The following is a 23,935-nucleotide window of genomic DNA, read 5'->3' as shown; positions in this document are numbered from 1 at the left end:
GACCAGGCCACCGACGCGGGCGCGCCGCGCCGGCCGCAACGGCGTGACGCGCGGGGCGGAGACGGGAACCGGAGCATCGCGGAGTGAGGCGACGCGGCGCTCGGCCTCGCGCAGCTGCTCCGCGGTGGCCGTGAGCACGCTCTCCTCCACGCCCTCGTGCCCGCTCTCCGTGACGCCCTCCGCCGGGGCGAGTGCGCGCTCGCGGGCGCGCAGCTCGCGGCGGGTGAGGGGCGGAGTCGATTCGCCGAGGGTCGATGCGGGGGCAGCGGAGGCGGGCGAATCGGGGCTCACGAAATCGGTGTCTTCCGTCGGGGGCAGGCGGGCGAGCGCACTCCGCAGGGGGACGGAACTCGGCTCGGGTCTCCGTGATCGCATCCTGTGCGACTATCACGAATTCATAAAGGATAGCCACGGGCTGCCGGTTCGGCCAGAGCCGCGCGAGCAGAGGCACGATCGAGGCTCGCCACGCCGCGAGAAGATGCCGGATCGTGCGCTTTAACTCGTCGCAGCGCTCGTATCGTGCGCCGACCGGCCCTCAGAGAGCGTTTACACGTCGTCCGCGCGCAGGCGGCGCAGCAGATCCTCGAGCTCGCCGAAGAGCGGATCGGGGGCCGCGATCAGCAGGCCCGACCCGGCGGCGGCACCGTCGAAGCCTGCGACCCGCGCACCCGCCTCCTGAGCGATAAGAGCGCCGGCGGCCAAATCCCAGGGGTTGAGGCCGCGCTCGTAGTAGGCGTCGAGCTGCCCGGTCGCCACCGAGCACAGGTCCAGCGCCGCCGAACCGATGCGGCGGATGTCGCGGACCGAGCCGAGCAGCTCCTGCACAACAGCGCCCTGCCGCATCCGCCGGGCCGCGTCGTAGCCGAACCCGGTGCCGACCAGGGCGAGGGAGAGGGAGGCGGGTGCGACCGCGCGCAACGCGACTCCGTCCCGCTCCGCCCCTCCCCCGAGGCTCGCAGTGGTGACCTCGCCGCTCGCTCCGTTCACGACCGCACCCGCGAGCGCCGTCCACGTCGCCGGATCCGGGTCCCCCTCGACCACCGCGATGCTGACCGCGTAGGAGGGGATGCCGTAGAGGTAGTTGACCGTGCCGTCGATCGGATCGACCACCCAGGTGAGCCCGCTGGTCCCCCCGCCGGTGCCGGACTCCTCGCCGAGGAACCCGTCGTCGGGCCGCGCCTCGGCGAGACGGCGGCGGATGAGCTGCTCGACCTCGCGGTCCGCCGCGGTCACGACGTCCTCGGGCGACGACTTCGAGGCGGCGATCTCGACTCCGTCCTGTCGCCGCTGACGAGCGAGGTGGGCGGCCTCGACGGCGATCGAGCGGGCGATGGCGAGAAGGGAGGCGTGGGCGCTCATGGCTTCAGCCTAGGGACAGGCCGCATCATGGGGCCATGAGCACACCGATCGTCCTCACGGGAACCACCGGAGCCGTGGGCGGTCGCGTCGCCCGCGCGCTCGCCGACGCCGGTCTCCCCCTCCGCTTGCTCGTGCGCGACCCCTCCCGGGCGCCCCGACTGCCGGGAGCCGAGGTGGTGCGAGCCTCGTTCGCCGAACCCGGCGCCGCGCTCGAGGGGGCCCGCCTGCTCCTGATGGTCTCGGCGTCCGAGAACGAGGACCGCCTCGCGGAGCACCGCTCCCTCATCGCCACCGCCGCGGCCTCGGGGGTCGAGCACGTGGTCTACACCTCCTTCGCCGGAGCCGCGCACGACGCGGTCTTCACCCTCGCGCGCGACCACGCCGCCACGGAGGACGCGATCCGCGACTCCGGAATGGCGTGGACCTTCCTCCGCGACAATCTGTACCTCGACTTCCTGCCCGCGATGCTCGGCGAGGACGGCGCGATCCGCGGTCCGGCCGGAGCCGGACGCGCCGCAGTCGTCGCGCGCGCCGATGTCGCCCGCGCCGCCGCCGCGGTCCTCCGCTCGCCCGACGAGCACCGCGGAGCCGTCTACGAGCTCACCGGGCCGGCGGCGCTCACCCTCCACGAGTTCGCGGCGATCCTCACCGCGGCAGGACGCCCAGCCGTCTTCGTCGACGAGACGCTCGAGGAGGCGTACTCGTCGCGTCGCCGCTGGAACGCGCCCGCGTGGCAACTCGACGCCTGGGTGAGCACCTACACGGCGATCGCGGCGGGGCAGCTGGAGCACGTCTCAGGAGACGTGGAGCGCCTGACCGGGCGGCCGCCGCTTTCGCTGGCCGGGTTCCTGGCGGAGGAGCCACGGGGCTGATCGGCGGCCGATGAGGGGCATCGGGCCACTACAGCGACGGCACCGAACCGCCATCACCCCGGACATGCAGAACGCCCGCGCATTTCTCGATGCCGGGGCGGTTCACGACACGGATGTGGCGAGTGAGGGATTCGAACCCCCGAAGGCTACGCCGTCTGATTTACAGTCAGATCCCTTTGGCCGCTAGGGTAACTCGCCGTGGCGCACCCGACCGCGTGATCACAACCGGAGGCGCTGGACAAGGATACCCGCGGGGCGGGCGGATCGGAAATCGGCGCCGCCCCTCAGCCGGCGTCAGCGGCATAGCGGGACGCCGCCGCCGCGACGGAGCCGGCGTAGCTGGTGGCGGGGTTGTAGGCCGCGATCGCCGCGCGCCAGCCCGACTCTGTCGAGAGGTCTCCGCCCGCCTGGCAGAGGTAGCGCGCCGCGGTCACCGCCTGCTGATCGACGTTCTGCGGGTCCCAACCGCTGGACGCCCAGGCCATCCAGGTCGCCGGGATGATCTGCAGAGGACCCATCGCCCGGTCGACCTCGGCATCGCCGTCGAGCGCGCCTGCGTCGTTGTCCTCGACGCGGTCGAAACGGGTACCGTCGAGCCGCGGGCCGTAGATCGGCTCGGTCGGACGCCCGTCGGCTCCGAGTTCACCGCCGTCGATCGTGCCGTGTCGGCTCTCGACGTAGCCGATGCCCGCCAGAGTCGACCAGTCGAGCCCGCAGCCGGGGTCGACGGCGGAGGTGAGCAGGGCAGCGCCTGCGTAGGCGGTCAGCGCGCGCAGCGGGACTCCGCTCGCCTCGGACGTTCCTGCGAGCCACGCTTCTTCGGCGAGGAACCGCACCGGAGTCTGCTCGGTCAGCTCCGCATCCTGCAGCACCGCGGGGTCGGCGGCGACCGGCGCCGTCGCGGCGGGCGGCACTGCCGCACGTCCCTCCTCTTGCTGGAGCGAGGGCGTCGGCAGGCCGCAGCCCGCGAGGAGCAGTCCGACGAGCGGGAGCAGGAGGAGGACCGGGAGGCGGCGCACCCCTCAGAGGTACCAGCCACGCCTGGGGCCGGGCCCGGCTGCACCTGAAAGCTAAACTCGGGGCCATGGCAGATTCAACGTTCGACGTCGTCAGCAAGATCGACAAGATGGAGGCGGACAACGCCCTGAACCAGGCCCACAAGGAGGTCGAGCAGCGCTACGACTTCAAAAACGTCGGCGCGTCGATCGCCTGGAGCGGCGAGAAGATCCTGATCAAGGCCAACACCGAGGAGCGGGCGAACGCCATCCTCGATGTCTTCCAGTCGAAACTGATCAAGCGCGGCATCAGCCTCAAGAGCCTCGACTCCGGCGAGCCCTTCGCCTCGGGCAAGGAGTACCGGATCGAGGCGACCCTCAAGGAGGGGATCGATCAGGAGCACGCCAAGAAAATCAACAAGCTGATCCGCGACGAGGCACCCAAGTCGGTCAAGTCGCAGATCCAGGGCGACGAGCTCCGGGTCTCATCGAAGAGCCGCGACGACCTCCAGGCGACCATGGCGCTGCTGCGCGGAGCCGATCTCGAGCTCGACCTCCAGTTCGTCAACTTCCGCTGAGGGATGCCGCACACGGGAGCACGCGCATGACCGCCGGGATCGACGAGCCCGATCGCCGGGGCCGGACCGGCCTCGACCGGGAGGGTCTCGATCTCACCGGCAATCCGGACGTCGTCGTGAAAGAGGTGACCCTCCTCTCGAGCCACTGGTACGTCCTCCGCACAACCGAGTTCGAGTACCGGCACCGCGACGGGAGCTGGACCACCGAGCACCGCGAGACGTACGACCGCGGCGACGGCGCGGCCGTGCTGCTCTACGACCCCGACGCACACACAGTCGTGCTGGTGCGCCAGTTCCGGTATCCGACCTATGTCAACGGCAACCTCGACGGCATGCTCCTCGAGGTGCCGGCCGGACTCCTCGACGAGGACGGTCCGGAGGAGGGTGCACGCCGCGAGGCGGAGGAGGAGACGGGTCTCGAGGTCGGCCGCCTCGAGCACGTCTTCGACTCATACATGAGCCCGGGCTCGATCACCGAGAAGCTGCACTTCTTCGCCGGCCGCTACCGCGCGGGCTCGCGGGAGGGCGCCTACGCGGGTCTCGCCGACGAGGGCGAGGACACCGAGCTGGTCGAGCTGTCGTTCGACGAGGCCCTCACGCAGATCGGCGTGCAGATCGTCGACGCCAAGACGATCATGCTGCTGCAGTGGGCCGCCCTCCGCGGCCCGTTCGCCCGCTGACCGCTCGGCTCAGCCCACGTAGGCGCGCAGCGCACGAGCGGTGAGTGTGTCGGCGTCCGCGACGAGTGAGGCGGGCGTGCCCTCGAAGACGATCGAGCCGCCCTCGTGGCCCGCGCCAGGGCCCACGTCGATGATCCAGTCGGCGTGGGCCATCAGCGCCTGATGATGCTCGATCACGATCACCGAGTTGCCGGAGTCGACCAACCGGTCGAGCAGGCCGAGCAGGTTGTCGACATCGGCCAGGTGCAGCCCGGTCGTCGGCTCATCGAGGATGTAGACCGAGCCCTTCGACGCCATGTTGATGGCGAGCTTGAGCCGCTGCCGCTCGCCGCCCGAGAGCGTGTTGAGCGGCTGGCCAAGGGTGAGGTAGCCGAGACCGACGTCGACGAGGCGGGCGAGGATCGTGTGCGACGGACCGGAGCCGAAGAATTCCTCCGCGTCGACGATGGGCATCGAGAGCACCTCGTGGATGTTCCGGCCGTAGAGCCGGTACTCGAGCACCTCGGCGGTGAACCGTTTGCCCTCGCACTCCTCGCAGACCGACGAGACGGTCGCCGCGGGCCCGAGCTCGGTGAAGATCAGACCTGCCCCCTTGCAGATCGGGCACGCGCCCGCGGAGTTGGCGCTGAAGAGCGCCGCCTTCACGCCGTTGGCCTTGGCGAAAGCGGTGCGGATGGAGTCGAGCACTCCGGTGTAGGTCGCGGGATTGCTGCGCCGGGAGCCACGGATCGGCGATTGGTCGGCGACGATCACCCCCTCGCGCTTCGCGAGCGAACCGTGGATGAGCGACGACTTGCCCGATCCGGCCACCCCGGTGATCACGGCGAGCACGCCCAGCGGCACGTCGACGTCGACCCCGCGGAGGTTGTGCGTCGACGCTCCGCGGATCTCGGCCGCTCCTCGCGGCGCTCGCACCGACTCCTTCAGGGGGACGCGGTGGCCGAGGTGCCGCCCGGTCAGAGTGTCGGAGGCACGCAGCCCCTCGACCGTGCCCTGGTAGCAGATCTCGCCTCCGTGCCCGCCCGCCCGCGGGCCCAGGTCGACCACGTGGTCGGCGATCACCACGATCTCGGGCTTGTGCTCGACGACGAGCACGGTGTTGCCCTTGTCGCGGAGGCGACGGAGCAGCTCGATCGTGCGTGAGACGTCGTGCGGGTGCAGGCCCGCCGTCGGCTCGTCGAAGACGTAGGTGATGTCGGTGAGGCTCGAGCCCAGGTGCCGCACCATCTTGACGCGCTGCGCCTCGCCCCCGGAGAGCGTGCCCGACTCTCGGTCGAGGGAGAGGTAGCCCAGGCCGACCTGCACGAGCGAGTCGAGGGTGCCGAGCAGCGTCTCGATGATCGGGGCGACGGAGGGGTCGGTCACCTCGCGGAGCCATGCGGCCAGGTCGGTCGCCTGCATCGATGAGCACTGGGCGATGGTGCGGCCCTCGATGAGCGAGGAGAGGGCCGCCCGGTTGAGTCGCGCTCCCCCGCACTCGGGGCAGTCGGCGAAGGTCGCCACCCGCTCGGCGAAAGCGCGGATGTGCGGCTGGGCCGCCTCCTTCGCGAGGTAGAGGCGGGTGACCTTGACCAGCAGCCCCTCGTAGGTCATGGTGATGCCCGCGATCGGCATCTTCGTGGCCGGTTTGTGCAGGAAGTCGTCGAGCTGCTCGGGAGTGAAGCCGGCGATCGGCACGTCGGCCGGGTACAGGCCCGATTCGGCGAGGCTCTTCCAGTACCAGCCGCCGACGACGAAGTTGGGGATGGCGTCGAGCGCCCCGCCCTCGAGCGACTTCGAGCGATCGAACAGAGCGTCGAGATCGATGTCGGAGACCCGCCCCGTGCCCTCGCAACGCGGGCACATCCCCTCGGGGAGGTTGAACGAGAAGGCGCCGCTCGTGCCCGCGTGCGGCTCGCCGAGTCGGCTGAACAGGATGCGCAGCATCGTGTACGCGTCGGTCGCCGTGCCGACCGTCGACCGGGCGCTTGCGCCCATCCGCTCCTGATCGACCACGATCGTCGCCGAGAGCCCGTCGAGCGACTCGACATCGGGCCGAGCCGGAGAGCCCATGAACTGCTGCACGAAGGCGGAGTACGTCTCGTTGATCAGCCGCTGGGACTCGGCCGCGATGGTGCCGAAGACGAGCGACGACTTGCCCGAGCCCGAGACGCCGGTGAAGACGGTGATCCGTCGCTTCGGGATGTCGACGTCTATCCCGCGCAGGTTGTTCTGACGCGCGCCGCGCACCCTGATGACGTCGTGGGGCGCGGTGTCCATCGTGTCTCCGTCCGGGGCGGTGCCCGAAGCATAGGCGACACGTGTGACATCCGCGCAGGTCGACGGCGGCCTCCGGCGCGCGCCGGAGGCCGTCGATCACGCGGCGAGTGTCAGACCACCGGCTCCGCGCGCGAGATCGCGATCATCTCCTCGCGCGGTACGACCTTCACACGGGCACGCCCCTCGGGCTCGCCCAGCGCCATCTCGTGCTCGTCGAGCCGGTGCCAGCCATCGAGGTCGGTGAACGCGACCTCGCGCTCCTCGAGCAGGGCGACGACGGCCGACTCCTCCGGATGCTCGGGCGCCCACCACGAGGCCTGATCGTTGAGCACGTGCGCGACGGTCTCCATCGCGTCGGACTTGGTGTGCCCGATGAGCCCCACCGGACCGCGCTTGATCCAGCCGGTCGCGTACACGCCGTGGACCTGCTCGTCCTGGTCGTCGAGGACCTGGCCCTCGCGATTCGGGATCACCCCGCGCATCTCGTCGAACGGCAGCCCGTCGAGCGGCGAACCGAAGTAGCCGACCGCTCGGTAGACGGCCTGGACAGCGATCTCGCGGATCTCGCCGGTGCCGCGGACCCCGCCCTCGCTGTCGGGCTCTGTGCGCTCGTAGCGGATGGCGCCGACGCGCCCGCTGCCGTCGTCGACGAACTCGAGCGGCTTGGCCCAGAAGTGCAGGTGCAGGCGACGCGAGGCGCTGCCCACCTCGCGGGTGCGCCACTGGTTGAGCACACGGTTGATGACCATGACCTGCTTGTTGGTCGCGATCGCCGCCTCGGAGGCGGGATCGAGGTCGAAGTCCTCATCGGCCACGATCATGTCGACGTCGCGCAGCTCGCCCAGCTCGCGCAACTCGAGCGGCGTGAACTTCACCTGCGCCGGACCGCGGCGGCCGAAGACATGCACGTCGGTGACCGGAGACGCCTTCAGCCCCTCATAGACGTTCGGCGGCACCTCCGTGGGCAGCAGGTCCTCGGCGTGCTTCGCCAGCATCCGCGAGACGTCGAGCGCCACGTTGCCGTTACCGATCACCGCGACGGAGGAGGCCTCGAGGGGCCAGGTGCGCGGCACATCGGGATGTCCGTCGAACCAGCTGACGAAGTCGGCAGCGCCGTACGAGCCCTCGAGGCCGACGCCCGGGATGTCGAGCGGAGCATCGCGCACGGCCCCGGTCGCGAAGATCACCGCGTGGTAGTGCCGCTTGAGATCCTCGAGCGTGATGTCGGTGCCGAAGTGCACGTTGCCGAAGATCCGGATGTCGCCGCGGTCGAGCACCTCGCGCAGAGCCGTGACGATCCCCTTGATCCGCGGGTGGTCGGGGGCGACTCCGTACCGCACGAGGCCGTAGGGCGCCGGCAGGTGCTCGAACAGGTCGATCGAGACGTCGTACTTCTTCTCGGCCTTGATCATGAGGTCGGCGGCGTAGATACCCGCGGGCCCCGCACCGACGATGGCCAGCCTGAGCTTGGTCATTGCGTTCCTCCTGCCGGGGCGCCGAGGCGCACATCCGGTCTCATTCCTGCGGCGCAGGGAGCGCCGCGACGATCGGGGTCAGCCGTTACGGTCGACGACGGTGTCGGCGAAACGCGTGAGCGCCTTGCGGACCGAGCCGTCGGGCAGCGGAGCCAGCGCGGAGACGGCCTCATCGGCCCAGCGATGGGCCTCGGCGAGCGTCTGCTCGGTGACGTCATGGTCGCGCAGCTGCGCGATGGCGTCCGAGATGTCGGCACTCTGCTCCTCCGTGTGCGCGATCTCGTCGTTCGACCGGCTCACATAGCTCTCGATGCGCGCCAGCAGCACCGCCGCCGCGCGGTCGGAGGAGGCGCGCTCGCGCAGCCGCAGGATCGGCATCGTCGAGACGCCCGCGCGGATGTCGGTACCGGGGTTCTTGCCGGTCTCCTCCGGCTGCGGGGAGAGGTCGATCACATCGTCGACGATCTGGAAGGCGACGCCGATCTTCTCGCCGAAGACGCGCATGGCCTCCTCGTACTCTTCGGGGGCGTCGGCGAAAGCCACACCCGTGCGGCCCGCCGCGGCGATGAGGGAGCCCGTCTTGTCGGCCAGGACCGAGAGGTAGTGCTCGACCGGGTCCTCGCCGTCGGTCGGACCGACGGTCTCGTGCAGCTGTCCGAGGACGAGCCGCTCGAAGGTGTCGGCCTGGAGCCGGATGGCCTTGTCGCCCAGTTCGACCATGATCTGGTTGGCCCGGGCGAAGAGCAGATCGCCCGTGAGGATCGCGACGTTGTTGCCCCACACGGTCTGCGCCGAGGGCACGCCGCGACGCTTCTCCGCCTCGTCCATGACGTCGTCGTGGTAGAGGGAGGCCAGGTGCGTGATCTCGATCGCCTGCGCACCGAGCAGGACCTGCGGCGCGTTTCCGCGCCCCAGCTGCGCGGCGAGGAGCGTGAGCATCGGGCGCACCCGCTTGCCGCCGGCCTCGAGGAGGTAGCGGGTCGAGACGTCGGCCACAGCGTCCGCGAACGAGAGCTGCGACACCAGACCCGCCTCGACCTGCTCGAGCCCGTCGTCGATCGTGCGCGCGAGGGCGCGGTCGGAGGCGGACGAGAAGATGCGCTCGGAGAGGCCGAGCTGCGCCGTCAGGGAGGGGCTGCGGCGGGCGACGGGCGCAGAGGCGTTCACAGGGAAACCCTAACGTCTCGGCCTGTGCGGACCCCGGCGGTCATCGACCCGCTGCGATCGGCTTGACGCCGCGGTGCAGGGCGACGATTCCGGCCGTCAGATCGCGGTGGGCGACGCGCTCGAAGCCCGCGGCGCGCAGCCAGCCCGCGACGATCCTCTGCTCGGGCCAGGCGCGGATCGAGTCGCCGAGGTAGTCGTAGGCCGGGTTGTTCGAGGAGGCGAGACGCACGACCGCGGGCATCACGGTGGAGAGGTAGAAGTCGTAGGCGGCGGCGAGCGGTACCAGCGGCGGGGTCGAGAACTCGCAGATCACGAGGCGGCCGCCCGGCTTGACCACCCGCAGGAACTCGGCGAGCGCCGTGCGCGGCTCGACCACGTTGCGCAGGCCGAACGAGATGGTGACAGCGTCGAAGGAGTCGTCCTCGAAGGGGAGGTCCATCGCGTCGGCCTGGACGAACTCGATCCGCTCGTTGCCGGCCTGACGGCGTCGGCCGACCTCGATCATCCCCGGCGAGAAGTCGGCGGCGACGACGTGGGCCCCCGAGCGCGCGAGGGAGGCGCTGGAGGTACCGGTGCCGGCAGCCACATCGAGGATCCGCTCGCCGGGCGCCGGGTTGACCGCCCGCGTGGTCGCGATGCGCCACAGATGGTCGTTGCCGAGCGAGAGCAGGGTGTTGACCAGGTCGTAGGCGGGCGCCACCGTGTCGAACATCGAGGCGACCTCGTCGGGCCGCTTGGTGAGGTCTGCCTTCGTCACGATCGTCGAGTCTACGGCGAGACGCGGGACGGCGGCTGTGCATCCGCCGTCCCGCCTCCTGTCGATGCGCTCCCTGATGAGGAGGAGCGCCGGGGTCGCCCCGCTCCGCCTCGCGCGGCGGCCCCGGACGGCATCACGGTAGCAACGGCGGACGTTCCGGAATCCGAAAGGCGTAGGATGTCTCATCTTTTGGCGCGGCGTACCCTGCAGACGTGACGCTCATCGGCACCGGCGCTCCTCCTCTTCACGTCGAGACGACCCCGCTGGACTCCCCACTGGCACCCCTCCCCCTCTCGGATCGGCGCCGTCCTCTCCTCTGGCAGCGCGGCGGAGCAGCGATGAGCGGCCGCGGAGAGACGCTGCGGCTGGAGTTCTCCGGCCCGGGGCGCCTGCGCGAGGCGGCGGAGACGTGGCGCGCACTGGCCGCCTCCGCGACCGTCGACGACCCGCTGGGTCTGCCGGGGACGGGGCTCGTCGCATTCGGAGCCTTCACCTTCTCGAGCGACTCGCGCGCCACCAGCGTCCTGATCGTCCCGCGGACGATCGTCGGGTCCCGCGACGGCCGATCCTGGCTGACCAGGATCGCGCCGGTGGGCTCGTCCCTACCGGACCTGCCCGTGGAGCAGGCGCTCGGTCAGGAGTACCGGGTCGCCCTCGAGCCGGGGGCGATGTCGCCGGAGGCGTACCGCGCGGCCGTCGCCTCCGCCGTTGCCACCGTCCGTGCCGGGCACCTCGAGAAGGTGGTGCTCGCCCGCGATCTGACGGGCCGTCTCCCTCGCGATGCCGATCTGCGGCGCGTGCTCGGCACGCTGGCCAGCGGCTATCCCGACTGCTGGACCTTCGCCGTCGACGGATTCGTCGGCGCCAGCCCCGAAACGCTCGTCGCCGTCGATCGCGGGATCGTCTCGGCGCGGGTGCTCGCCGGGACGAGCGCCCGCGGAGCCGACGCTGCTGACGACGCGGCTGCCGCCTCCGCGCTGCTTGCGAGCGCCAAGGATCGCTCGGAGCACGCCTTCGCCCTCGCCAGCCTGCTGCACGAGCTGCACCCGCACACCCGCGAACTCTCGGCCGGCGCGGAGCCGTTCACCCTCCGCCTGCCGAACCTCTGGCACCTCGCCACCGACGTGCGCGGCCTGCTCGGCGACGCCTCCACTGCCCTCGACCTCGTCGGAGCACTCCATCCGACAGCTGCCGTCGCCGGCACCCCGACCACGGAGGCTCTGGCACTGCTGAAGCGGCTGGAGCCCTTCGACCGAGGACGCTACGCGGGCCCGGTCGGCTGGATCGACGGCCACGGCGACGGCGAGTGGGCCGTCGGCCTCCGCAGCGCCGAGGTCTCCCCCGACGGCACGATCACGGCGTGGGCAGGGGCGGGCATCGTCGCGGACAGCGATCCCGACTCCGAGCTGGCCGAGACGGGCATGAAGCTCCGCCCGATGCTCGACGCGCTGGGCTGACGCCGATCAGCGCGCGAGCCGGATCTCGACGATGCCGGGGCCGTCTCCGGGTGAGGTCAGGGCCTGCTCCAGCTCCCCGCGAGTGGCGGCGAGACGGTGGGTCCAGCCGTAGGCGCGCGCGAGGGCCCCGAGGTCGGCGTTGTGCGGGGTGAACTGCACTCGGTCGAACGCGTCGGGGTGCGAGCTGGAGGCGACCTCGAGGCCGTCGAAGATGGTGCCGCCTCCGTCGTTCACCACGATGAGCTGCACGCGCGGGCGCCGTTCGCCGGGCGGAAGAAGCAGACCACCGGCCTCATGGAGCAGGGTGAGGTCGCCCAGGACGGCACGGGTGACGCCTCCGGAGCCCTGCTCGGACCCCTGAGACGCCGTTGCGATGCCGAGGGCCGTCGAGACGGTGCCGTCGATGCCGGCGAGCCCGCGATTGGAGTGCACGGTGATCCGCTTGCCGGGGAGCGAACCGTCGGCCACGCGGATCAGGCGGGAGGCGCCGAAGAGCAGGCGGTCGTGCGGCCAGGTGATCCTCCACACCGCGGCGACCACGAACTCGCGCGTGAGGGGCGCGCGGATCGCGGCGAGGGCGTTGCGCGCGTAGCCGCGGCGGTCCTCCAGCGACATCGAGCCGGTGTCGGGGACCTCGTCGAGTGCGTCGGGATCGATCGCCAGAGCACGGCTCGCCGACACCCAGGAACCCGCCCAGGCGCGCTCGCTCCGCTCCGGCCGCGGCGACTCCTCGGCCCGGACGACCTCCACCCCCGCGACGCGGCGGGCGCGATGCCCGGGGTTGTAGAACTGCTCACGCCCGGAATCCACCACGATCACCTCGACGTCCTCGCGGCGCAGAAGCTCGGGCACCTCGCGGGAGAGCGTCGGGTGGCCCAGGACGATCGCCCGCCGGATCCGCCCGCCGAACTCCGGCTCGGCCAGAAGTCGACGCCAGGCGACCACGAGCTGCGGGCCGAAGCGGGCGCCGGAGGAGACCTCGGCCAGGAGCGGCCAGTCGCCCGCGCGCGCGATCGCCTCGGCCGCGGGCCCGGCCTTGTCGCCGGCGACGACGACGGTGAGCGGTTCAGCGGGGCCGGCCGTGAGCGGCTCACCAGCAGTCCGGGCGGGGACGGGTTCGACCGAGGTCCGAGCCGGGGAGTCGAAGGCCGGCAGCGCGGAGGAGAGCGGATCGCGGAAGGCAAGGTTGAGGTGCACGGGGCCGCGGCGGGCTGCCGCCACAGCACGGTCGGCGAGTGCCTGCGCCTGCTCCGGTCGCGACCACTCGTCGGGAGCGGCGACGTCCTCAAAGAGGCGGACAGCGCGGCCGTAGAGCTCGCGCTGCTCGGTGGTCTGGTTCGAGCGGATGCCGCGGAGCTCTGCGGGGCGATCGGCCGTGAGCACGATCATCGGCACGTCCGACGCGTCGGCCTCGAGCACCGACGGGTGCAGGTTGGCCGTCGCGGTGCCGGAGGTCGTCACGACCAGAGCGGGCAGACCCGACTCGAGCGACAGGCCGAGTGCGAGGAAGCCAGCTGAGCGCTCGTCGATCCGCACGTGCAGACGGAGGTCGCCACGGGTCTCGAGCTCGGCGGCGACGAGCGCGAGCGCTTGTGAGCGGGATCCGGGAGCGACGACCACGTCGCGGACGCCAAGCGCGACGAAGCGGCTGAGGAGGTCGACCGCGAAACGGGTGGAGGGGGCGACCGTAGAGTGTTCAGGCATCCCGGCGGCCGGGGCCGTCCGACTCTCCGTGCTCGTCCATGTCGGCGAGGTCGCGCTCGAGCTGGGCGATGCGCTCGGCCTGCAGTCGCTCCTCCTCGGGATCGCGCTCGGTGCGGAGGGTGCCGAGGAAGTCCGGGTCGTCATCGGGAGCCGTGTAGCGGCGCCCTGCGGACCTGTCCTTCCGCGGACGGCCGATCCAGAACCAGAGGCCCGCACCGATGACCGGCAGGAGCACGACCACCAGCAACCAGGCCCACTTGGGGATCGCGCGCACCGCGTGCCGGTTGCTCATGGCGCAGTCGATCACGGTGTAGACCGTGAAGACGGCGAGGGCCACGAGCAGGCCGATGACGAGGCGGATCATGGACGCAAGTCTACGTCCGGCGCCCGTTCAGGGGTGGTCCGCACGGAGGCTGGACAGGAGGCTCCCACAATGCTCACGGAACGGTGTGCAGGGGCCGACGTACACTTGCCCGGTGAAACTGAGCCGCGCGGTCATCGTCTACTCGCTCCTGCGCCTGGGCATGTTCGCCGGCGTCTTCGTGCTGGTCTACCTCCCGGCGCGCACGTTCCTCGACTCCGAGCTCACGGCCGCAGTCACCGCGGGCTTCGTCGCCGCCATCGCGAGCCTCTCGCTCTCGTACATCGTGCTGCGCAAGCCTCGCGAGCGCATCGCTGAGGCGATCTACGAGCGCCGGAAGGACGTTCCGCGTGCGCCGACCGACGACGACATCGAGGACGCGGCCGTCGACTCCTCCCGCGACGAGCGCTGAGAACCCGGACCGACACGCAGAGCCCGGACCGACGGTGCCCGGCTCGTCAGAAGGCGAGGGCCGCCCCGAGGATCGCCGCGTAGGCCAGGCCGCCCAGGCTCGTGAGCTGCAGGGCGAGGATCAGCTCCTTGGCCGTCCGCGCGGTGAGAGTGATCAGGATGGCCGGCAGGATCATCAGCAGCACGAACAGCGTGAGCCAGGCCAGCGGATAGAAGAGGGCGAGAATCACCGCGATCCCGAACGGCACCAGCACGAAGCCGGTGTAGGCGGCCCGGGCGACGGCCGGCCCGACCAGCACCGCGAGGGTGCGCTTGCCTGAGAGGCGGTCCGTCGGGATGTCGCGGATGTTGTTCACCATCAGCACCGCGCAGGCAAAGAGGCCCGCAGCGACCGCGCCGAGCCACGACTCCTGATTGGTGCGGCCGATCTGCACGAAGGTGGTGCCGAGAGTGGCGACCAGGCCGAAGAAGACGAAGACGAACAGCTCGCCGAGCCCGAGGTAGCCGTAGGGACGGCGCCCACCGGTGTAGAACCAGCCGGCGGCGATGGCGGCCGCGCCGACAATCAGGAACCACCAGTGGCCCGAGAGGGCGGTCAGCACGAGCCCCGCGACCGCGGCGATGCCGAAGAAGACCAGGGCGACGGTCAGCACGTGTTTCGGCTTCGCGGCGCCCGAGCCGGTGAGACGCGAGGGCCCGACACGGTTCGCGTCCGTGCCGCGGACGCCGTCGGAGTAGTCGTTCGCGTAGTTGACGCCGATCTGCAGCGCGAGCGAGACGGCGAGGCAGAGCAGAGCACGCACCCAGTGCCAGCCCTCGTCGACCACCTGAGTCGCGCCGGTTCCGATCAGCACGGGGGCGATCGCCAGCGGGAGAGTGCGCAACCGGGCGCCCGCGATCCACTCGCGCGGACCGGCAGGCTTCACGACGACCGCGCGGGGGCTGCCCCCGGGCCGCCCGCTGCGGGGCTTCGCCGACGACTTCTTCTTGCGACTCGTACTCGACACGGAGGGAATCCTACCCAGTGGCCCCTCAGCGGCCGGGCGCGAACGGGCGGGTCAGCCGGCCCCGGCCGCGAGGCGCTCGAGAGCCCGCCGGTCGGGTTTGCCCGACGCGAGCAGTGGGAGGGCGGGCACACGCAGGACAGCGGCCGGAGCAGCAGCGCGCCCCAGCCGAGCGGCGACCAGGGAGCGCAGGACCGCGAGCGGCAGCGCCTCCTCGACCGTGACCACCACCGGAACTTCACCCCACTGTTCGTCCTGACGGCGCACGACGACGGCATCCGGGACCGCCTCCTCCCGGAGCACGCTCTCGAGCGCGTCGAGCGACACCTTCTCGCCGCCCGAGACGATCACCCGGTCGAGCCGCCCCGTCACCCGGAGGCGTCCGTCGACGATAGAGCCGGCGTCGCCCGTGCGGTACCAGCGCTCACCGTCGAGCTCGACGAAGGCCGCAGTGCTGCGCTCGAGGGCGCCGTCGGCGTCGAGGTAGCCCTCGGCGAGGGTCGGGCCGCCGAGCAGGACCTGACCGTCCTCGACGCGCATCCGGACGTCGTGCAACGGCACGCCGTCGTAGACGCAGCCGCCCGAGGTCTCGCTCGAGCCGTAGGTGAGGCGGATCCGCGCGCCCAGTGCGGCAGCACGCTCGCGCAGAGTCGCGGGAGTCGACTGCCCGCCGATCAGAAGCGCGTCGAACGAGCGCAGGGCCTCGGCGTCGTCGGGATCCTGCTCCGCCCGATCGAGGAGGCGCGCAAGCTGGACCGGCACGAGGGAGGAGTAGCGCCGCTCCCCCGCGGGCATCGTGCGGGCGAGGGCGAGGAACGCGGCAGGATCGAAGCCGCCGGTCGGCAGGACCACGGGATCCGACTCCGCCGTGAGCGAGCGCACCAGCACCTGGAGGCCGGCCACGTAGTGCGTCGGCAGGCAGAGCAGCCAGTGGCCCGGGCCGCCGAGCTCGGCGAGGGTCGCGGAGGCGCTGGTGAGCAGGGCTGAGGTCGCGAGGGCGACCCGCTTGGGCGGGCCGGAGGAGCCGGAGGTCTCGACGACGACCGCGACGCGCTGCGGCACGACCGCCTCCGCCGTCGCCAGAGCGCCACCGGGCGCCGAGACGCGGATCGCAGGTCCGCTGCCGTCGAGAGCCGCGCGCAGAGCGACGAGCACCGACTCCGGTGCCGGAGTGACGCGGACGAGCGGGCGGGTCACCTCGGCACCGCGCCGCTCAGAACTGCCACGGGAAGGGCGACCAGTCCGGCTCGCGCTTCTCGAGGAAGGAGTCGCGGCCCTCGACGGCCTCGTCGGTGCCGTAGGCGAGGCGGGTGGTCTCGCCCGCGAAGAGCTGCTGGCCGACCAGGCCGTCGTCCACCGCGTTGAAGGCGTACTTCAGCATCCGGATCGCGGTCGGCGACTTGGTGAGGATCGTCTCCGCCCACTCCACCGCCGTCGTCTCGAGCTCGGCGTGCGGGACGACGGCGTTCACGGCTCCCATCTCGTAGGCGCGCTGAGCCGAGTACTCGCGGGCGAGGAAGAACACCTCGCGGGCGGCCTTCTGGCCGATCTGCCGGGCGAAGTAGGCCGAGCCGTAGCCCGCGTCGAACGAACCGACATCGGCATCCGTCTGCTTGAAGCGGCCGTGCTCGGCCGAGGCGATCGTGAGGTCGCAGACCACGTGCAGCGAGTGCCCTCCTCCGGCCGCCCAGCCGGGGACGGCCGCGATGACGACCTTCGGCATGAAGCGGATCAGACGCTGCACCTCGAGGATGTGCAGACGGCCGTTGCGGGCGGAGTCGATCCCCTCGGCCGTCTCGCCGTCGGAGTAGCGGTAGCCGTCCCGACCGCGGATCCGCTGGTCGCCGCCGGAGCAGAACGCCCAGCCGCCGTCCTTCGGGCTCGGGCCGTTGCCGGTGAGGACCACCACACCGATGCGCGGGTTCGTCCGGGCGTCCTCGAGCGCACGGAACAGCTCGTCGACCGTGCGCGGGCGGAACGCGTTGCGCACCTCAGGGCGGTCGAACGCGACGCGCGCGATACGGCCGGAGCGGTCGTGATGGTAAGTGATGTCCTCGAGTGCGTCGAAGCCGTCGACGGGCGCCCAGCGGTGCGCGTCGAACAGTTCGGAGACCTGCGTGCTCATGCCCTCGACCCTACTGATGCCCGCCGAGTCCCGAGGCGAGCGCAGATCAGGCGGGGCTCCGGAACGCAGAAGAGGGACCCCGCCTCGGCGGGACCCCTCTTCGGCGCGGTGCGTTACTTCGCGGTGGACGTGCGGCGGTTCTCTGCCGACACCATCCAGGCGTACTGCTCGAGGCTCTGGATGATCGCGTGCAGGAGATCCGCGCTGGTCGGGTCTTCCTCGTCCACCGAGTCGTGGACCTCGCGCATGGTGGCGGCGGTGTTCTCGAGGCGGATCGTGATCAGGTCGACGGTCTCGGCCGTGTCGATCTCACCGTGCGGGTACTCGGGGAGGGTCGTGGTCGCCGCGACGGTGTCGCTGCGGCCGTCCGGGATGCCGTGCAGCGCACGCATCCGCTCGGCGACGTCGTCGCTGAACTCGCGCGCCGACTCGATGATCTCGTCGAGCTGGAGGTGGAGGTCGCGGAAGTTCTTGCCGACGACGTTCCAGTGGGCCTGCTTGCCCTGGACGTGCAGCTCGATCAGGTCGACGAGGACGATCTGGAGGCTGTCGAGCAGCTCCTTCGAGGCCTTGAAGCCCTTCTCGGCGTTCTGGCGGCGGCTGGTCTTGGCACCGGAGCCCGCGGGGGCTTCGACGTGGCGTTCGAGTGTGGTGGTCATGGACCGTTCCTTTCTCTTGCAGTGCCGGGGTGCGGATACCCGCTCCCAGTCTGGCTTCTTCGGCTGGGCACGCCCCGGATGCGCGAGGAGCGCACCCCGGGCGGCGCCCTGGTTCGGGGTCAGATCGTGGCGACCGATCCGGAGTCGACGCGGTAGTTGGAGCCGTTCACGAACGAGGCTCGGTCGGAGCAGAGGAACGCGATGACCGCCGCGACCTCCTCCGGCTCGCCGCGGCGCTTGAGCTCGAGGTACGGACGCTCCTCGTCGAGGAACGAGGAGATCGCCTCGTCGACCGAGCCGCCCCGCTGGTCGGCACGCTTGTGCATCATCGCGTCGGTCATCGGAGTGTGGATGAAGGCCGGCGAGACGGTGTTCACCAGGAGGCCCTCCTGCGCGTAGGAGCGCGAGAGGCCCTTGGCGAAGGAGAGGACGCCCGCCTTCGCGGCGCAGTAGGGCAGCTCATCGTCGTACGGCTGCACCGCGTCCTCCGAGGCGAGGAGCACGAGGCGGCCCCAGCCTCCCGAGCGGAGGTCGGGGAGGAACTCCCGCACCAGGCGCACAGGCCCGAGGAGATCGACCTCGAGCGTGCTGGTCCAGCCCTCGTCGTCGATCTCGTGGAACATCCCCTGAGCGCCGGTGACGCCGGAGCTCTGCACGAGGATGTCGATCTCGCCGACCGCCTCGGCGACCCGCGCGTGCAGGGCGGCGAGCTGCTCGACGCTGGTGACATCGGCGGCGAAGGCGTGCAGACGGCCCTGAGGGGCCTCCAGCCTTGCCGCGGCCTCGTCGAGCGACTGCTGCTCGCGGTCGGAGACGACGACCGTGACGCCCTCGGCGAGGAGAAGTTTCGCGGTGTTCCAGCCGATGCCCGAGTCTGCCCCGGTGACAAGGGCGGTGCGTCCGGCGAGTCCTAAATCCATGCGGTGGGATGTCCTAGCGGTGGGGCGTCCGGGTCGGGCGCGAGCGGGAGGGGTGGTTCTGGTCTACGCTCCCGCGCCCGGACCCTCAACGGGTTGCGCCGAACGGGCCGACGGGGTTACACCCGCTCGCCGGGGTCACCGCCGGCCGCCAGCCTTCTCGGGCGCCAGCTCCTCGATCGTGATCGCCGCAGTGATCAGAGCGAGGTGACTCAGCCCCTGGGGCAGATTGCCCCAGAACGCCAGGTCGTCGACCGCGATCATTTCGGACATGATGCCGACGTCGTTCGGCACGGTCGCGACGAGCTCGTCCATCAGCTCGACGGACTCGTCGTGCCGGCCGACGCAGGCGAGCGCGGCTGCGAGCCAGAACGAGCAGGCGACGAATGGATGCTCTTCGCCCTCCATCCCGGAGTAGCGGAACAGCAGTGGGCCGCGGCCGAGTTCACCGACAAGGGCGTCGATCGTCGAGATCATCCGCTCGCCCCGCTCGTACCCGCTCGGCGCGTGCAGGAGCACTGAGGCGTCCAGCTCCTCGCTGCCCGGGTACATCACGTACGAGCCGAGCTCCTCCGACCAGCAGTGCTCCTCGATCCACTCGCGGATGCGGTCGCGCTCGAAGCGCCAGCGGTCGGGGCTGCCGGCCACTTGGCCGAGCTCGGCGAGGTGCACCGCAGCGTCGAGCGCCTGCCAGCAGCCCATCTTCGAGGACGTGTAGTGCTGCTCCTCCTCCAGCTCCCACATGCCCGCGTCGCGGTTGCGCCAGAGATCGCAGGTGGTGTCGGCCACGTGGGCGAGGAGGCGGCCGGTCTCGATGTCGAGGACGTTGCCCTCGTCGACATAGATGCGACAGATGTCGAAGAGATCGCCGAAGACCCCCAGCTGCACCTGGCTCTGCGCGCCGTTGCCTGAGACGACCGGGCCGATCCCCGCGTAGCCGGGCACGTCGTACTCGACGAGCTCGGTCGGCATCGACCCGTCGAGCCCGTAGAAGATGTGGAGGTCGGGGCCGTGCTCCTTGATCGTGCGAAGGAGCCAGGACAGGGCCGCGTGGGTCTCCTCGCGGAGGCCGAAGCGCACCAGCGCGTGCACCGTGTAGGCGGCGTCGCGGACCCAGGCGAAGCGGTAGTCCCAGTTCTTGCCGCCGTTGGGCGACTCCGGGAGCGACGTGGTCGCGGCCGCCGCGATCGCGCCCGTGGGCGAGTAGATCAGCAGCTTCAGGGCGAGGGCGCTGCGCTGCACCGCCTCGGACCACGGGCCGTCGTAGGAGAACTCCTCCGACCAGTCCTGCCAGCTCCGGACGGTGCGGTCGATGCCGCGATCGACGTTCGCGGCGACGGGGAAGTGCAGAGGTTCGTCGTGGGTGGCCGAGACGACCAGGAGGTGGCGGACGGCATCGGCGCCCGACGTCACCAGGAAGGATCCGGTGAGCTCGTCCCCCGCACCCGAGGGGGCGTCGTCGCAGTCCGGGCCGTGCTCCTGGCCGGTCACGCCGATGGTGACGTCGCCGGCGCGGATGAGCGAGCGGCCGTCCGCGTTCTGGATCCACGGCGAGAAGCGGCCGAGGCCGGTACCGGGGCGCACCGCCCACCGCATCCGCACCTCTCCGTCGACGCCGTCGACGCGGCGGGCGAGCTCGGCCCACGGGAGGCGGCCGGCGATGCCGGTGACGAGCGCGTCGGTCACCCGCACTGTCCCGGACTCGGTCGTGAAGGTCGTCTCCAGCACGTTCGTGTCGCGGACGTAGGCGCGCGAGACCTCGGCGGGCTCGGCGGGGGCGAGCTCGACGCAGCCGCCGGACTCGGCGTCGAGCAGCGCGGCGAACGCGGGCGTCGACCCGAGGTCGGGCACCGGCATCCAGTCGACGCTGCCGTCCCTGGCGATCAGGGCGACGGTGCGGCCGTCTCCGATCGCGGCGTAGTCGCGCAGGGGCCTGGTCGATCGGGGTTCCGCCATGCGTTCACGGTAAACGGCCTGGGGAGGGTCGGCTCGGGCTTGCGGGCGGGGGCGCTTGCTTGTACCGGGCTGCCTCCGCCAGAGGGATCAGGTCGTGACGACGCCGCCGTACTCCTCCATGCGCTCGGTGAACTCGCCGCGGTCGCCCTCCTCCAGGAGGCCGTTCGCGTACCCCGCGAGGAACGCGCCCTGCGGCTCCGGCGAGAGCCCGACGCCCTCGAGCATCTCGGCCACCCGACCGCTCGTGTCGGCGTCGAGATCGACGAGTCCGAGCTCGACCGAGGGAACCTCGCGGGCCGACGAGCGCGCCGTGACGATCCAGAGCGCCGCCGAAGCCTCGTCGTCCGCGAGCTCGCCGTCGAGGACGTACCCGACCTCGGACCACTCCTCGGGGGTGTCCGCCACGTCGACCTCGTCGAACCCCAGAGGAGTCAGCGCCGCGGTGAAGCGGTCGACCGCCGCCTGCTTGTCGCCCTCGCTCGAGACGTCCGCCGCGGCGTACTCGGTCGACGAGATGTAGTCGTGGAGCAGCGATGGGCCGCCGTACGCGTTCTGCGCCCGCTCGTAGTACTCGTCGTCGGCCGATGTCCAGCCGTCGAGGACCGATGCCTCCACCGCGGCGACGGCCGTTTCGGTGCCGCGTCGCGCGTCCTCCGACGACGGCTGGCCGAGGATCTGAGCGGCGTCCCCGTCCTGGTACCCGGGGTAGTCGTAGAGCGGATCCAGCGGGTCTCCGCTGCCGAACGGGTCGTCCGTCGCATCGCCGAACGGCTCCCCGGGCGCGCTGGTCGGGGCCGTGTCCGAGGCGACGTCGAACGCCGTGCCCACGCCGAGCGCGAGGAAGGTGCCGAGCACGCCCGTGTAGGCCAGACCGACGGCGACGCTCGTGCCGACGGCGATCCAGCCGCCCGCTCCGAGCGGTCGGCGGGAGGGGACAGAGCCCTGCGTCGGTCCCGGGGCGGGCGGCGGCGTGGGGCTCATCGGGACCTGGCTCATCGCACTCCTCCGGTTTCCAATGGCAGCGCCAGTCTGACACCTCCGCGGCACAGCAGAGGCGGGATGCCGCCGCCCAGCGCCGCAGAGTGCGCGACCCGATCCGCTCGAGCACCGGGGCGCAGGGGACAATGGCCGGATGGACGATGTCGTACCCGCCTCCCCGCTTCCCTCCCTCGGCGAGATCGACGCGGGTCTGCGCGTGGTCGCCCTGCCGCTCCGCACCCGCTTCCGGGGCGTCGATCACCGCGAGATCGCGCTGGTGCGCGGTTCGGAGGGGTGGACCGAGTTCTCGCCCTTCCTCGAGTACGGCGCCGAGGAGTCGGCCGTGTGGCTGCGCGCCGCCCTCGACTACGGCTGGACCGAGCAGCCCGCTGCTCTGCGCGACCGGATCCCGGTCAACGCGACGGTGCCCGCCGTCTCCCCCGGCGAGGTCGCCGCGGTGCTTGCACACTACGACGGCTGCCGCACTGCCAAAGTGAAGGTCGCCGAACGCGGCCAGACACTCGCCGACGATGTTGCGCGGGTCGCCGAGGTGCGCCGCGTGCTCGGGCCGGAGGGCAGGATCCGCGTGGACGCGAACGGCGGCTGGAACCTCGACGAGGCCGAGCACGCCGTGCACGCCCTGGCCGACGTCGACCTCGAATACCTCGAGCAACCGTGCGCGAGCATCGACGAACTCACCGAGCTGCGGTACCGCGTGAGGTACATGGGCATCCCGATCGCGGCTGACGAGAGCGTCCGCAGAGCGGCGGATCCGCTCGCCGTCGCCCGAGCCGGAGCCGCCGATCTCCTCGTCGTGAAGGCGCAGCCCCTCGGCGGGGTCAGGCGCGCACTCGCTCTGGTCGCCGAGGCGGGCCTGCCGGCCGTCGTCTCGAGCGCCCTCGACAGCTCCGTCGGACTCGCGATGGGCGCCGCTCTCGCCGCCGCCCTCCCCGACCTGCCCTACGACTGCGGGCTGGGTACCGCCTCCCTCCTCGCCGTCGACGTGACGGAGCAGCCGCTGCGGCCGGTCGACGGCGCGATCCCTGTCACCCGCATCGAGGTGTCAGAAACCCTGCTCGACCGCCACGCGGTCTCGGCGGAGCGGCTCGCCTGGTGGCGGGGCCGCCTCCGCGAGACGTACGCGCTGCTCTGAGGCTCGGGCAGTCGATCACGGATCGACCGCCGCCGCTCTCGTCCGCCGCTCCCGGCGACGACGGGCAGAATGGAGCGTCGGCCGCCGGTGCCCGACGCGTCCCTCTCCCTCGAGCATCGGAGTCCCGTGACCGCATCGACCGTCCCCGTCTTCCTCGACTGCGACACCGGGATCGACGACTCGCTCGCCCTCGCGTACCTGCTCCGGTCGCCTCGTGCTCGGCTCGTCGGCGTCAGCACGGTGAGCGGCAACACCGATGCGCGCCAGGCCGCCGTCAACAGCCTCGGCCTGCTCGCTCTCGCCGGGCGCGAGGACGTGCCCGTCGCGGTGGGCGCGCACCACTTCCTCGAGGAGGACTACGCGGGCGGGTCGCCGCAGGTGCACGGCGACAACGGCATCGGAGGCGTGTCGCTGCCCGCCGGCGCCGAGCCGGTCGATGAGGACCCGGCCGATCTGCTCCTCCGCCTCGCCCGCGAGCACGGTGGCGAGCTGCGCCTGGTCGCGATCGGGCCGCTCACCAACCTGGCTCTCGCGCTGCGCCGGTACCCCGAGCTGCCGTCTCTGCTGCACTCGGTCACCGTGATGGGCGGAGCCGCACTCGTCCCCGGCAACATCACCGCCGTCGCGGAGGCGAACATCCGGCACGACCCGGCCGCGGCCGCCGAGGTCGTGGCGGCCGATTGGGATCTCACGCTGGTGCCCCTGGACGTGACGATGCGCCACCTGATGTCGGAGGAGCACCGCTCGGTGCTGCTCGCCTCGGCGGATCCCCTGGCTCGGACCGTCGGCGAGGTGCTCGATCACTATTTCGACTTCTCCATCGGCCACTTCGGCGAGCGCACTGCCGCGATGCACGATCCGATGCCGCCGCGATCGCCGTCGGCGCCGTCGACCTCGTCTCGGCCCCGCGCGTGCACGTCGAGGTCGACACCACCGCCGGCCCCGGCCGCGGCCAGACCGTCGCCGACCTCCGCGGCATCTACCGCGACGTCCACCCGGACGGCGCCCGCACCCGCCTCGTCCTCTCCCTCGCCGCCCCCTTCGCCCCCCCACCTCATCGACGTCATC

General features: G+C 71.5%; 23 protein-coding genes and 1 tRNA gene. 7 read left to right on the top strand and 17 right to left on the bottom strand.

The annotated features are described in order from the left end of the window. Positions 1 to 291, bottom strand: a 291-nt coding sequence (locus tag ACH61_RS06270) for a hypothetical protein (protein ID WP_153038802.1), incomplete at its 3' end; no start/stop codon positions are given. Positions 292 to 546: 255 nt separating this feature from the next. Then, complete coding sequence (locus ACH61_RS06265) at positions 547 to 1,359, bottom strand: inositol monophosphatase family protein (RefSeq protein ID WP_068209956.1); 813 nt, start codon at positions 1,357 to 1,359, stop codon at positions 547 to 549. Between the two features lie 35 nt (positions 1,360 to 1,394). Here ACH61_RS06265 and ACH61_RS06260 point away from each other — a divergent pair, with 35 nt between their 5' ends. Beyond that, positions 1,395 to 2,231: an NAD(P)H-binding protein gene (locus tag ACH61_RS06260; RefSeq protein ID WP_068209953.1), complete on the top strand. Its 837-nt coding sequence runs from the start codon at positions 1,395 to 1,397 to the stop codon at positions 2,229 to 2,231. 116 nt (positions 2,232 to 2,347) lie between these two features. Here the strand turns inward: ACH61_RS06260 and ACH61_RS06255 are convergent. After that, positions 2,348 to 2,429: transfer RNA gene (locus ACH61_RS06255), tRNA-Tyr, on the bottom strand. Between the two features lie 86 nt (positions 2,430 to 2,515). Beyond that, positions 2,516 to 3,250, bottom strand: coding sequence for a lysozyme family protein (locus tag ACH61_RS06250; RefSeq protein ID WP_068209950.1), 735 nt, complete (start codon positions 3,248 to 3,250; stop codon positions 2,516 to 2,518). A 65-nt stretch (positions 3,251 to 3,315) separates the two neighbouring features. On the opposite strand from ACH61_RS06250, the gene ACH61_RS06245 reads away from it, so the two are divergent. Both ACH61_RS06245 and ACH61_RS06240 read left to right on the top strand, forming a co-directional pair. Then, positions 3,316 to 3,804, top strand: a complete 489-nt coding sequence (locus ACH61_RS06245; protein WP_068209949.1) for a YajQ family cyclic di-GMP-binding protein — start codon at positions 3,316 to 3,318, stop codon at positions 3,802 to 3,804. A gap of 26 nt (positions 3,805 to 3,830) precedes the next feature. Beyond that, positions 3,831 to 4,484, top strand: a complete 654-nt coding sequence (locus ACH61_RS06240; protein ID WP_068209946.1) for an NUDIX domain-containing protein — start codon at positions 3,831 to 3,833, stop codon at positions 4,482 to 4,484. 9 nt (positions 4,485 to 4,493) lie between these two features. On the opposite strand, the gene ACH61_RS06235 is transcribed toward ACH61_RS06240, so the two are convergent. The 4 genes from ACH61_RS06235 to ubiE form a co-directional block, all read right to left on the bottom strand. Beyond that, a complete protein-coding gene (locus tag ACH61_RS06235; RefSeq protein WP_068209944.1) occupies positions 4,494 to 6,743 on the bottom strand; it encodes an ATP-binding cassette domain-containing protein in 2,250 nt (749 codons plus the stop codon). Positions 6,744 to 6,853: 110 nt separating this feature from the next. After that, positions 6,854 to 8,218 carry an FAD-dependent oxidoreductase gene (locus ACH61_RS06230; protein WP_068209941.1) on the bottom strand — a complete coding sequence of 455 codons (1,365 nt, stop codon included), beginning with the start codon at positions 8,216 to 8,218 and terminating at the stop codon, positions 6,854 to 6,856. 78 nt (positions 8,219 to 8,296) lie between these two features. Beyond that, positions 8,297 to 9,385 carry a polyprenyl synthetase family protein gene (locus tag ACH61_RS06225; RefSeq protein WP_068209938.1) on the bottom strand — a complete coding sequence of 363 codons (1,089 nt, stop codon included), beginning with the start codon at positions 9,383 to 9,385 and terminating at the stop codon, positions 8,297 to 8,299. Positions 9,386 to 9,425: 40 nt separating this feature from the next. Beyond that, positions 9,426 to 10,142 (bottom strand): bifunctional demethylmenaquinone methyltransferase/2-methoxy-6-polyprenyl-1,4-benzoquinol methylase UbiE, encoded by a 717-nt coding sequence (ubiE, locus tag ACH61_RS06220; protein WP_236713574.1) that lies wholly within the window; start codon positions 10,140 to 10,142, stop codon positions 9,426 to 9,428. A 338-nt stretch (positions 10,143 to 10,480) separates the two neighbouring features. Here ubiE and ACH61_RS06215 point away from each other — a divergent pair, with 338 nt between their 5' ends. Then, on the top strand, positions 10,481 to 11,599 hold the full coding sequence (locus ACH61_RS06215) for an isochorismate synthase (protein ID WP_236713573.1): 1,119 nt from the start codon (positions 10,481 to 10,483) through the stop codon (positions 11,597 to 11,599). Positions 11,600 to 11,605: 6 nt separating this feature from the next. Here the strand turns inward: ACH61_RS06215 and menD are convergent, their stop codons facing one another. Then, positions 11,606 to 13,303: a 2-succinyl-5-enolpyruvyl-6-hydroxy-3-cyclohexene-1-carboxylic-acid synthase gene (gene menD, locus ACH61_RS06210; RefSeq protein ID WP_068209936.1), complete on the bottom strand. Its 1,698-nt coding sequence runs from the start codon at positions 13,301 to 13,303 to the stop codon at positions 11,606 to 11,608. Then, a complete protein-coding gene (locus ACH61_RS06205) occupies positions 13,296 to 13,667 on the bottom strand; it encodes a PLDc N-terminal domain-containing protein (RefSeq protein WP_068209933.1) in 372 nt (123 codons plus the stop codon). Before ACH61_RS06205 ends, menD begins: the two co-directional genes overlap by 8 nt. A gap of 112 nt (positions 13,668 to 13,779) precedes the next feature. On the opposite strand from ACH61_RS06205, the gene ACH61_RS06200 reads away from it, so the two are divergent. Then, positions 13,780 to 14,076: a DUF4229 domain-containing protein gene (locus ACH61_RS06200; protein ID WP_068209931.1), complete on the top strand. Its 297-nt coding sequence runs from the start codon at positions 13,780 to 13,782 to the stop codon at positions 14,074 to 14,076. Between the two features lie 46 nt (positions 14,077 to 14,122). On the opposite strand, the gene ACH61_RS06195 is transcribed toward ACH61_RS06200, so the two are convergent. From ACH61_RS06195 to ACH61_RS06165, 7 genes are all read right to left on the bottom strand, one after another. Continuing rightward, complete coding sequence (locus ACH61_RS06195; protein WP_068209928.1) at positions 14,123 to 15,082, bottom strand: 1,4-dihydroxy-2-naphthoate polyprenyltransferase; 960 nt, start codon at positions 15,080 to 15,082, stop codon at positions 14,123 to 14,125. Between the two features lie 51 nt (positions 15,083 to 15,133). Beyond that, on the bottom strand, positions 15,134 to 16,276 hold the full coding sequence (locus tag ACH61_RS06190; protein WP_082845062.1) for an AMP-binding protein: 1,143 nt from the start codon (positions 16,274 to 16,276) through the stop codon (positions 15,134 to 15,136). Positions 16,277 to 16,292: 16 nt separating this feature from the next. Then, positions 16,293 to 17,204: a 1,4-dihydroxy-2-naphthoyl-CoA synthase gene (locus ACH61_RS06185; RefSeq protein ID WP_068209925.1), complete on the bottom strand. Its 912-nt coding sequence runs from the start codon at positions 17,202 to 17,204 to the stop codon at positions 16,293 to 16,295. A gap of 113 nt (positions 17,205 to 17,317) precedes the next feature. Beyond that, on the bottom strand, positions 17,318 to 17,863 hold the full coding sequence (locus ACH61_RS06180) for a Dps family protein (protein WP_068209922.1): 546 nt from the start codon (positions 17,861 to 17,863) through the stop codon (positions 17,318 to 17,320). 119 nt (positions 17,864 to 17,982) lie between these two features. Continuing rightward, entirely contained in the window at positions 17,983 to 18,783 is an 801-nt protein-coding gene (locus tag ACH61_RS06175; protein WP_068209920.1) for an SDR family NAD(P)-dependent oxidoreductase, read from the bottom strand. A gap of 135 nt (positions 18,784 to 18,918) precedes the next feature. Continuing rightward, positions 18,919 to 20,736, bottom strand: a complete 1,818-nt coding sequence (locus ACH61_RS06170; RefSeq protein WP_068209917.1) for a glycoside hydrolase family 15 protein — start codon at positions 20,734 to 20,736, stop codon at positions 18,919 to 18,921. An 87-nt stretch (positions 20,737 to 20,823) separates the two neighbouring features. Beyond that, positions 20,824 to 21,732: a hypothetical protein gene (locus ACH61_RS06165; RefSeq protein ID WP_068209914.1), complete on the bottom strand. Its 909-nt coding sequence runs from the start codon at positions 21,730 to 21,732 to the stop codon at positions 20,824 to 20,826. A gap of 136 nt (positions 21,733 to 21,868) precedes the next feature. On the opposite strand from ACH61_RS06165, the gene ACH61_RS06160 reads away from it, so the two are divergent. Then, positions 21,869 to 22,867 (top strand): o-succinylbenzoate synthase, encoded by a 999-nt coding sequence (locus ACH61_RS06160; protein WP_068209912.1) that lies wholly within the window; start codon positions 21,869 to 21,871, stop codon positions 22,865 to 22,867. A gap of 126 nt (positions 22,868 to 22,993) precedes the next feature. Further along, positions 22,994 to 23,935, top strand: a 942-nt coding sequence (locus ACH61_RS06155; protein ID WP_236713572.1) for a nucleoside hydrolase, incomplete at its 3' end; no start/stop codon positions are given.

This window comes from Rathayibacter tanaceti (assembly GCF_001634385.1).
In the GTDB taxonomy this organism is placed as follows: domain Bacteria; phylum Actinomycetota; class Actinomycetes; order Actinomycetales; family Microbacteriaceae; genus Rathayibacter; species Rathayibacter tanaceti.
This window is presented reverse-complemented; position numbering and strand designations above follow the sequence as displayed.

Bases quoted from the DNA above. Each gene is read 5' to 3' on its own strand.
- ACH61_RS06260 (WP_068209953.1), top strand. From the start codon at position 1,395: ATGAGCACACCGATCGTCCTCACGGGAACCACCGGAGCCGTGGGCGGT.
- ACH61_RS06175 (WP_068209920.1), bottom strand. From the start codon at position 18,783: ATGGATTTAGGACTCGCCGGACGCACCGCCCTTGTCACCGGGGCAGAC.
- menD (WP_068209936.1), bottom strand. From the start codon at position 13,303: ATGCCTGAACACTCTACGGTCGCCCCCTCCACCCGTTTCGCGGTCGAC.
- ACH61_RS06170 (WP_068209917.1), bottom strand. From the start codon at position 20,736: ATGGCGGAACCCCGATCGACCAGGCCCCTGCGCGACTACGCCGCGATC.
- ACH61_RS06240 (WP_068209946.1), top strand. From the start codon at position 3,831: ATGACCGCCGGGATCGACGAGCCCGATCGCCGGGGCCGGACCGGCCTC.
- ACH61_RS06265 (WP_068209956.1), bottom strand. From the start codon at position 1,359: ATGAGCGCCCACGCCTCCCTTCTCGCCATCGCCCGCTCGATCGCCGTC.
- ACH61_RS06165 (WP_068209914.1), bottom strand. From the start codon at position 21,732: ATGAGCCAGGTCCCGATGAGCCCCACGCCGCCGCCCGCCCCGGGACCG.
- ACH61_RS06215 (WP_236713573.1), top strand. From the start codon at position 10,481: ATGAGCGGCCGCGGAGAGACGCTGCGGCTGGAGTTCTCCGGCCCGGGG.
- ACH61_RS06160 (WP_068209912.1), top strand. From the start codon at position 21,869: ATGGACGATGTCGTACCCGCCTCCCCGCTTCCCTCCCTCGGCGAGATC.
- ACH61_RS06180 (WP_068209922.1), bottom strand. From the start codon at position 17,863: ATGACCACCACACTCGAACGCCACGTCGAAGCCCCCGCGGGCTCCGGT.
- ACH61_RS06185 (WP_068209925.1), bottom strand. From the start codon at position 17,204: ATGAGCACGCAGGTCTCCGAACTGTTCGACGCGCACCGCTGGGCGCCC.
- ACH61_RS06235 (WP_068209944.1), bottom strand. From the start codon at position 6,743: ATGGACACCGCGCCCCACGACGTCATCAGGGTGCGCGGCGCGCGTCAG.
- ACH61_RS06205 (WP_068209933.1), bottom strand. From the start codon at position 13,667: ATGATCCGCCTCGTCATCGGCCTGCTCGTGGCCCTCGCCGTCTTCACG.
- ACH61_RS06245 (WP_068209949.1), top strand. From the start codon at position 3,316: ATGGCAGATTCAACGTTCGACGTCGTCAGCAAGATCGACAAGATGGAG.
- ACH61_RS06230 (WP_068209941.1), bottom strand. From the start codon at position 8,218: ATGACCAAGCTCAGGCTGGCCATCGTCGGTGCGGGGCCCGCGGGTATC.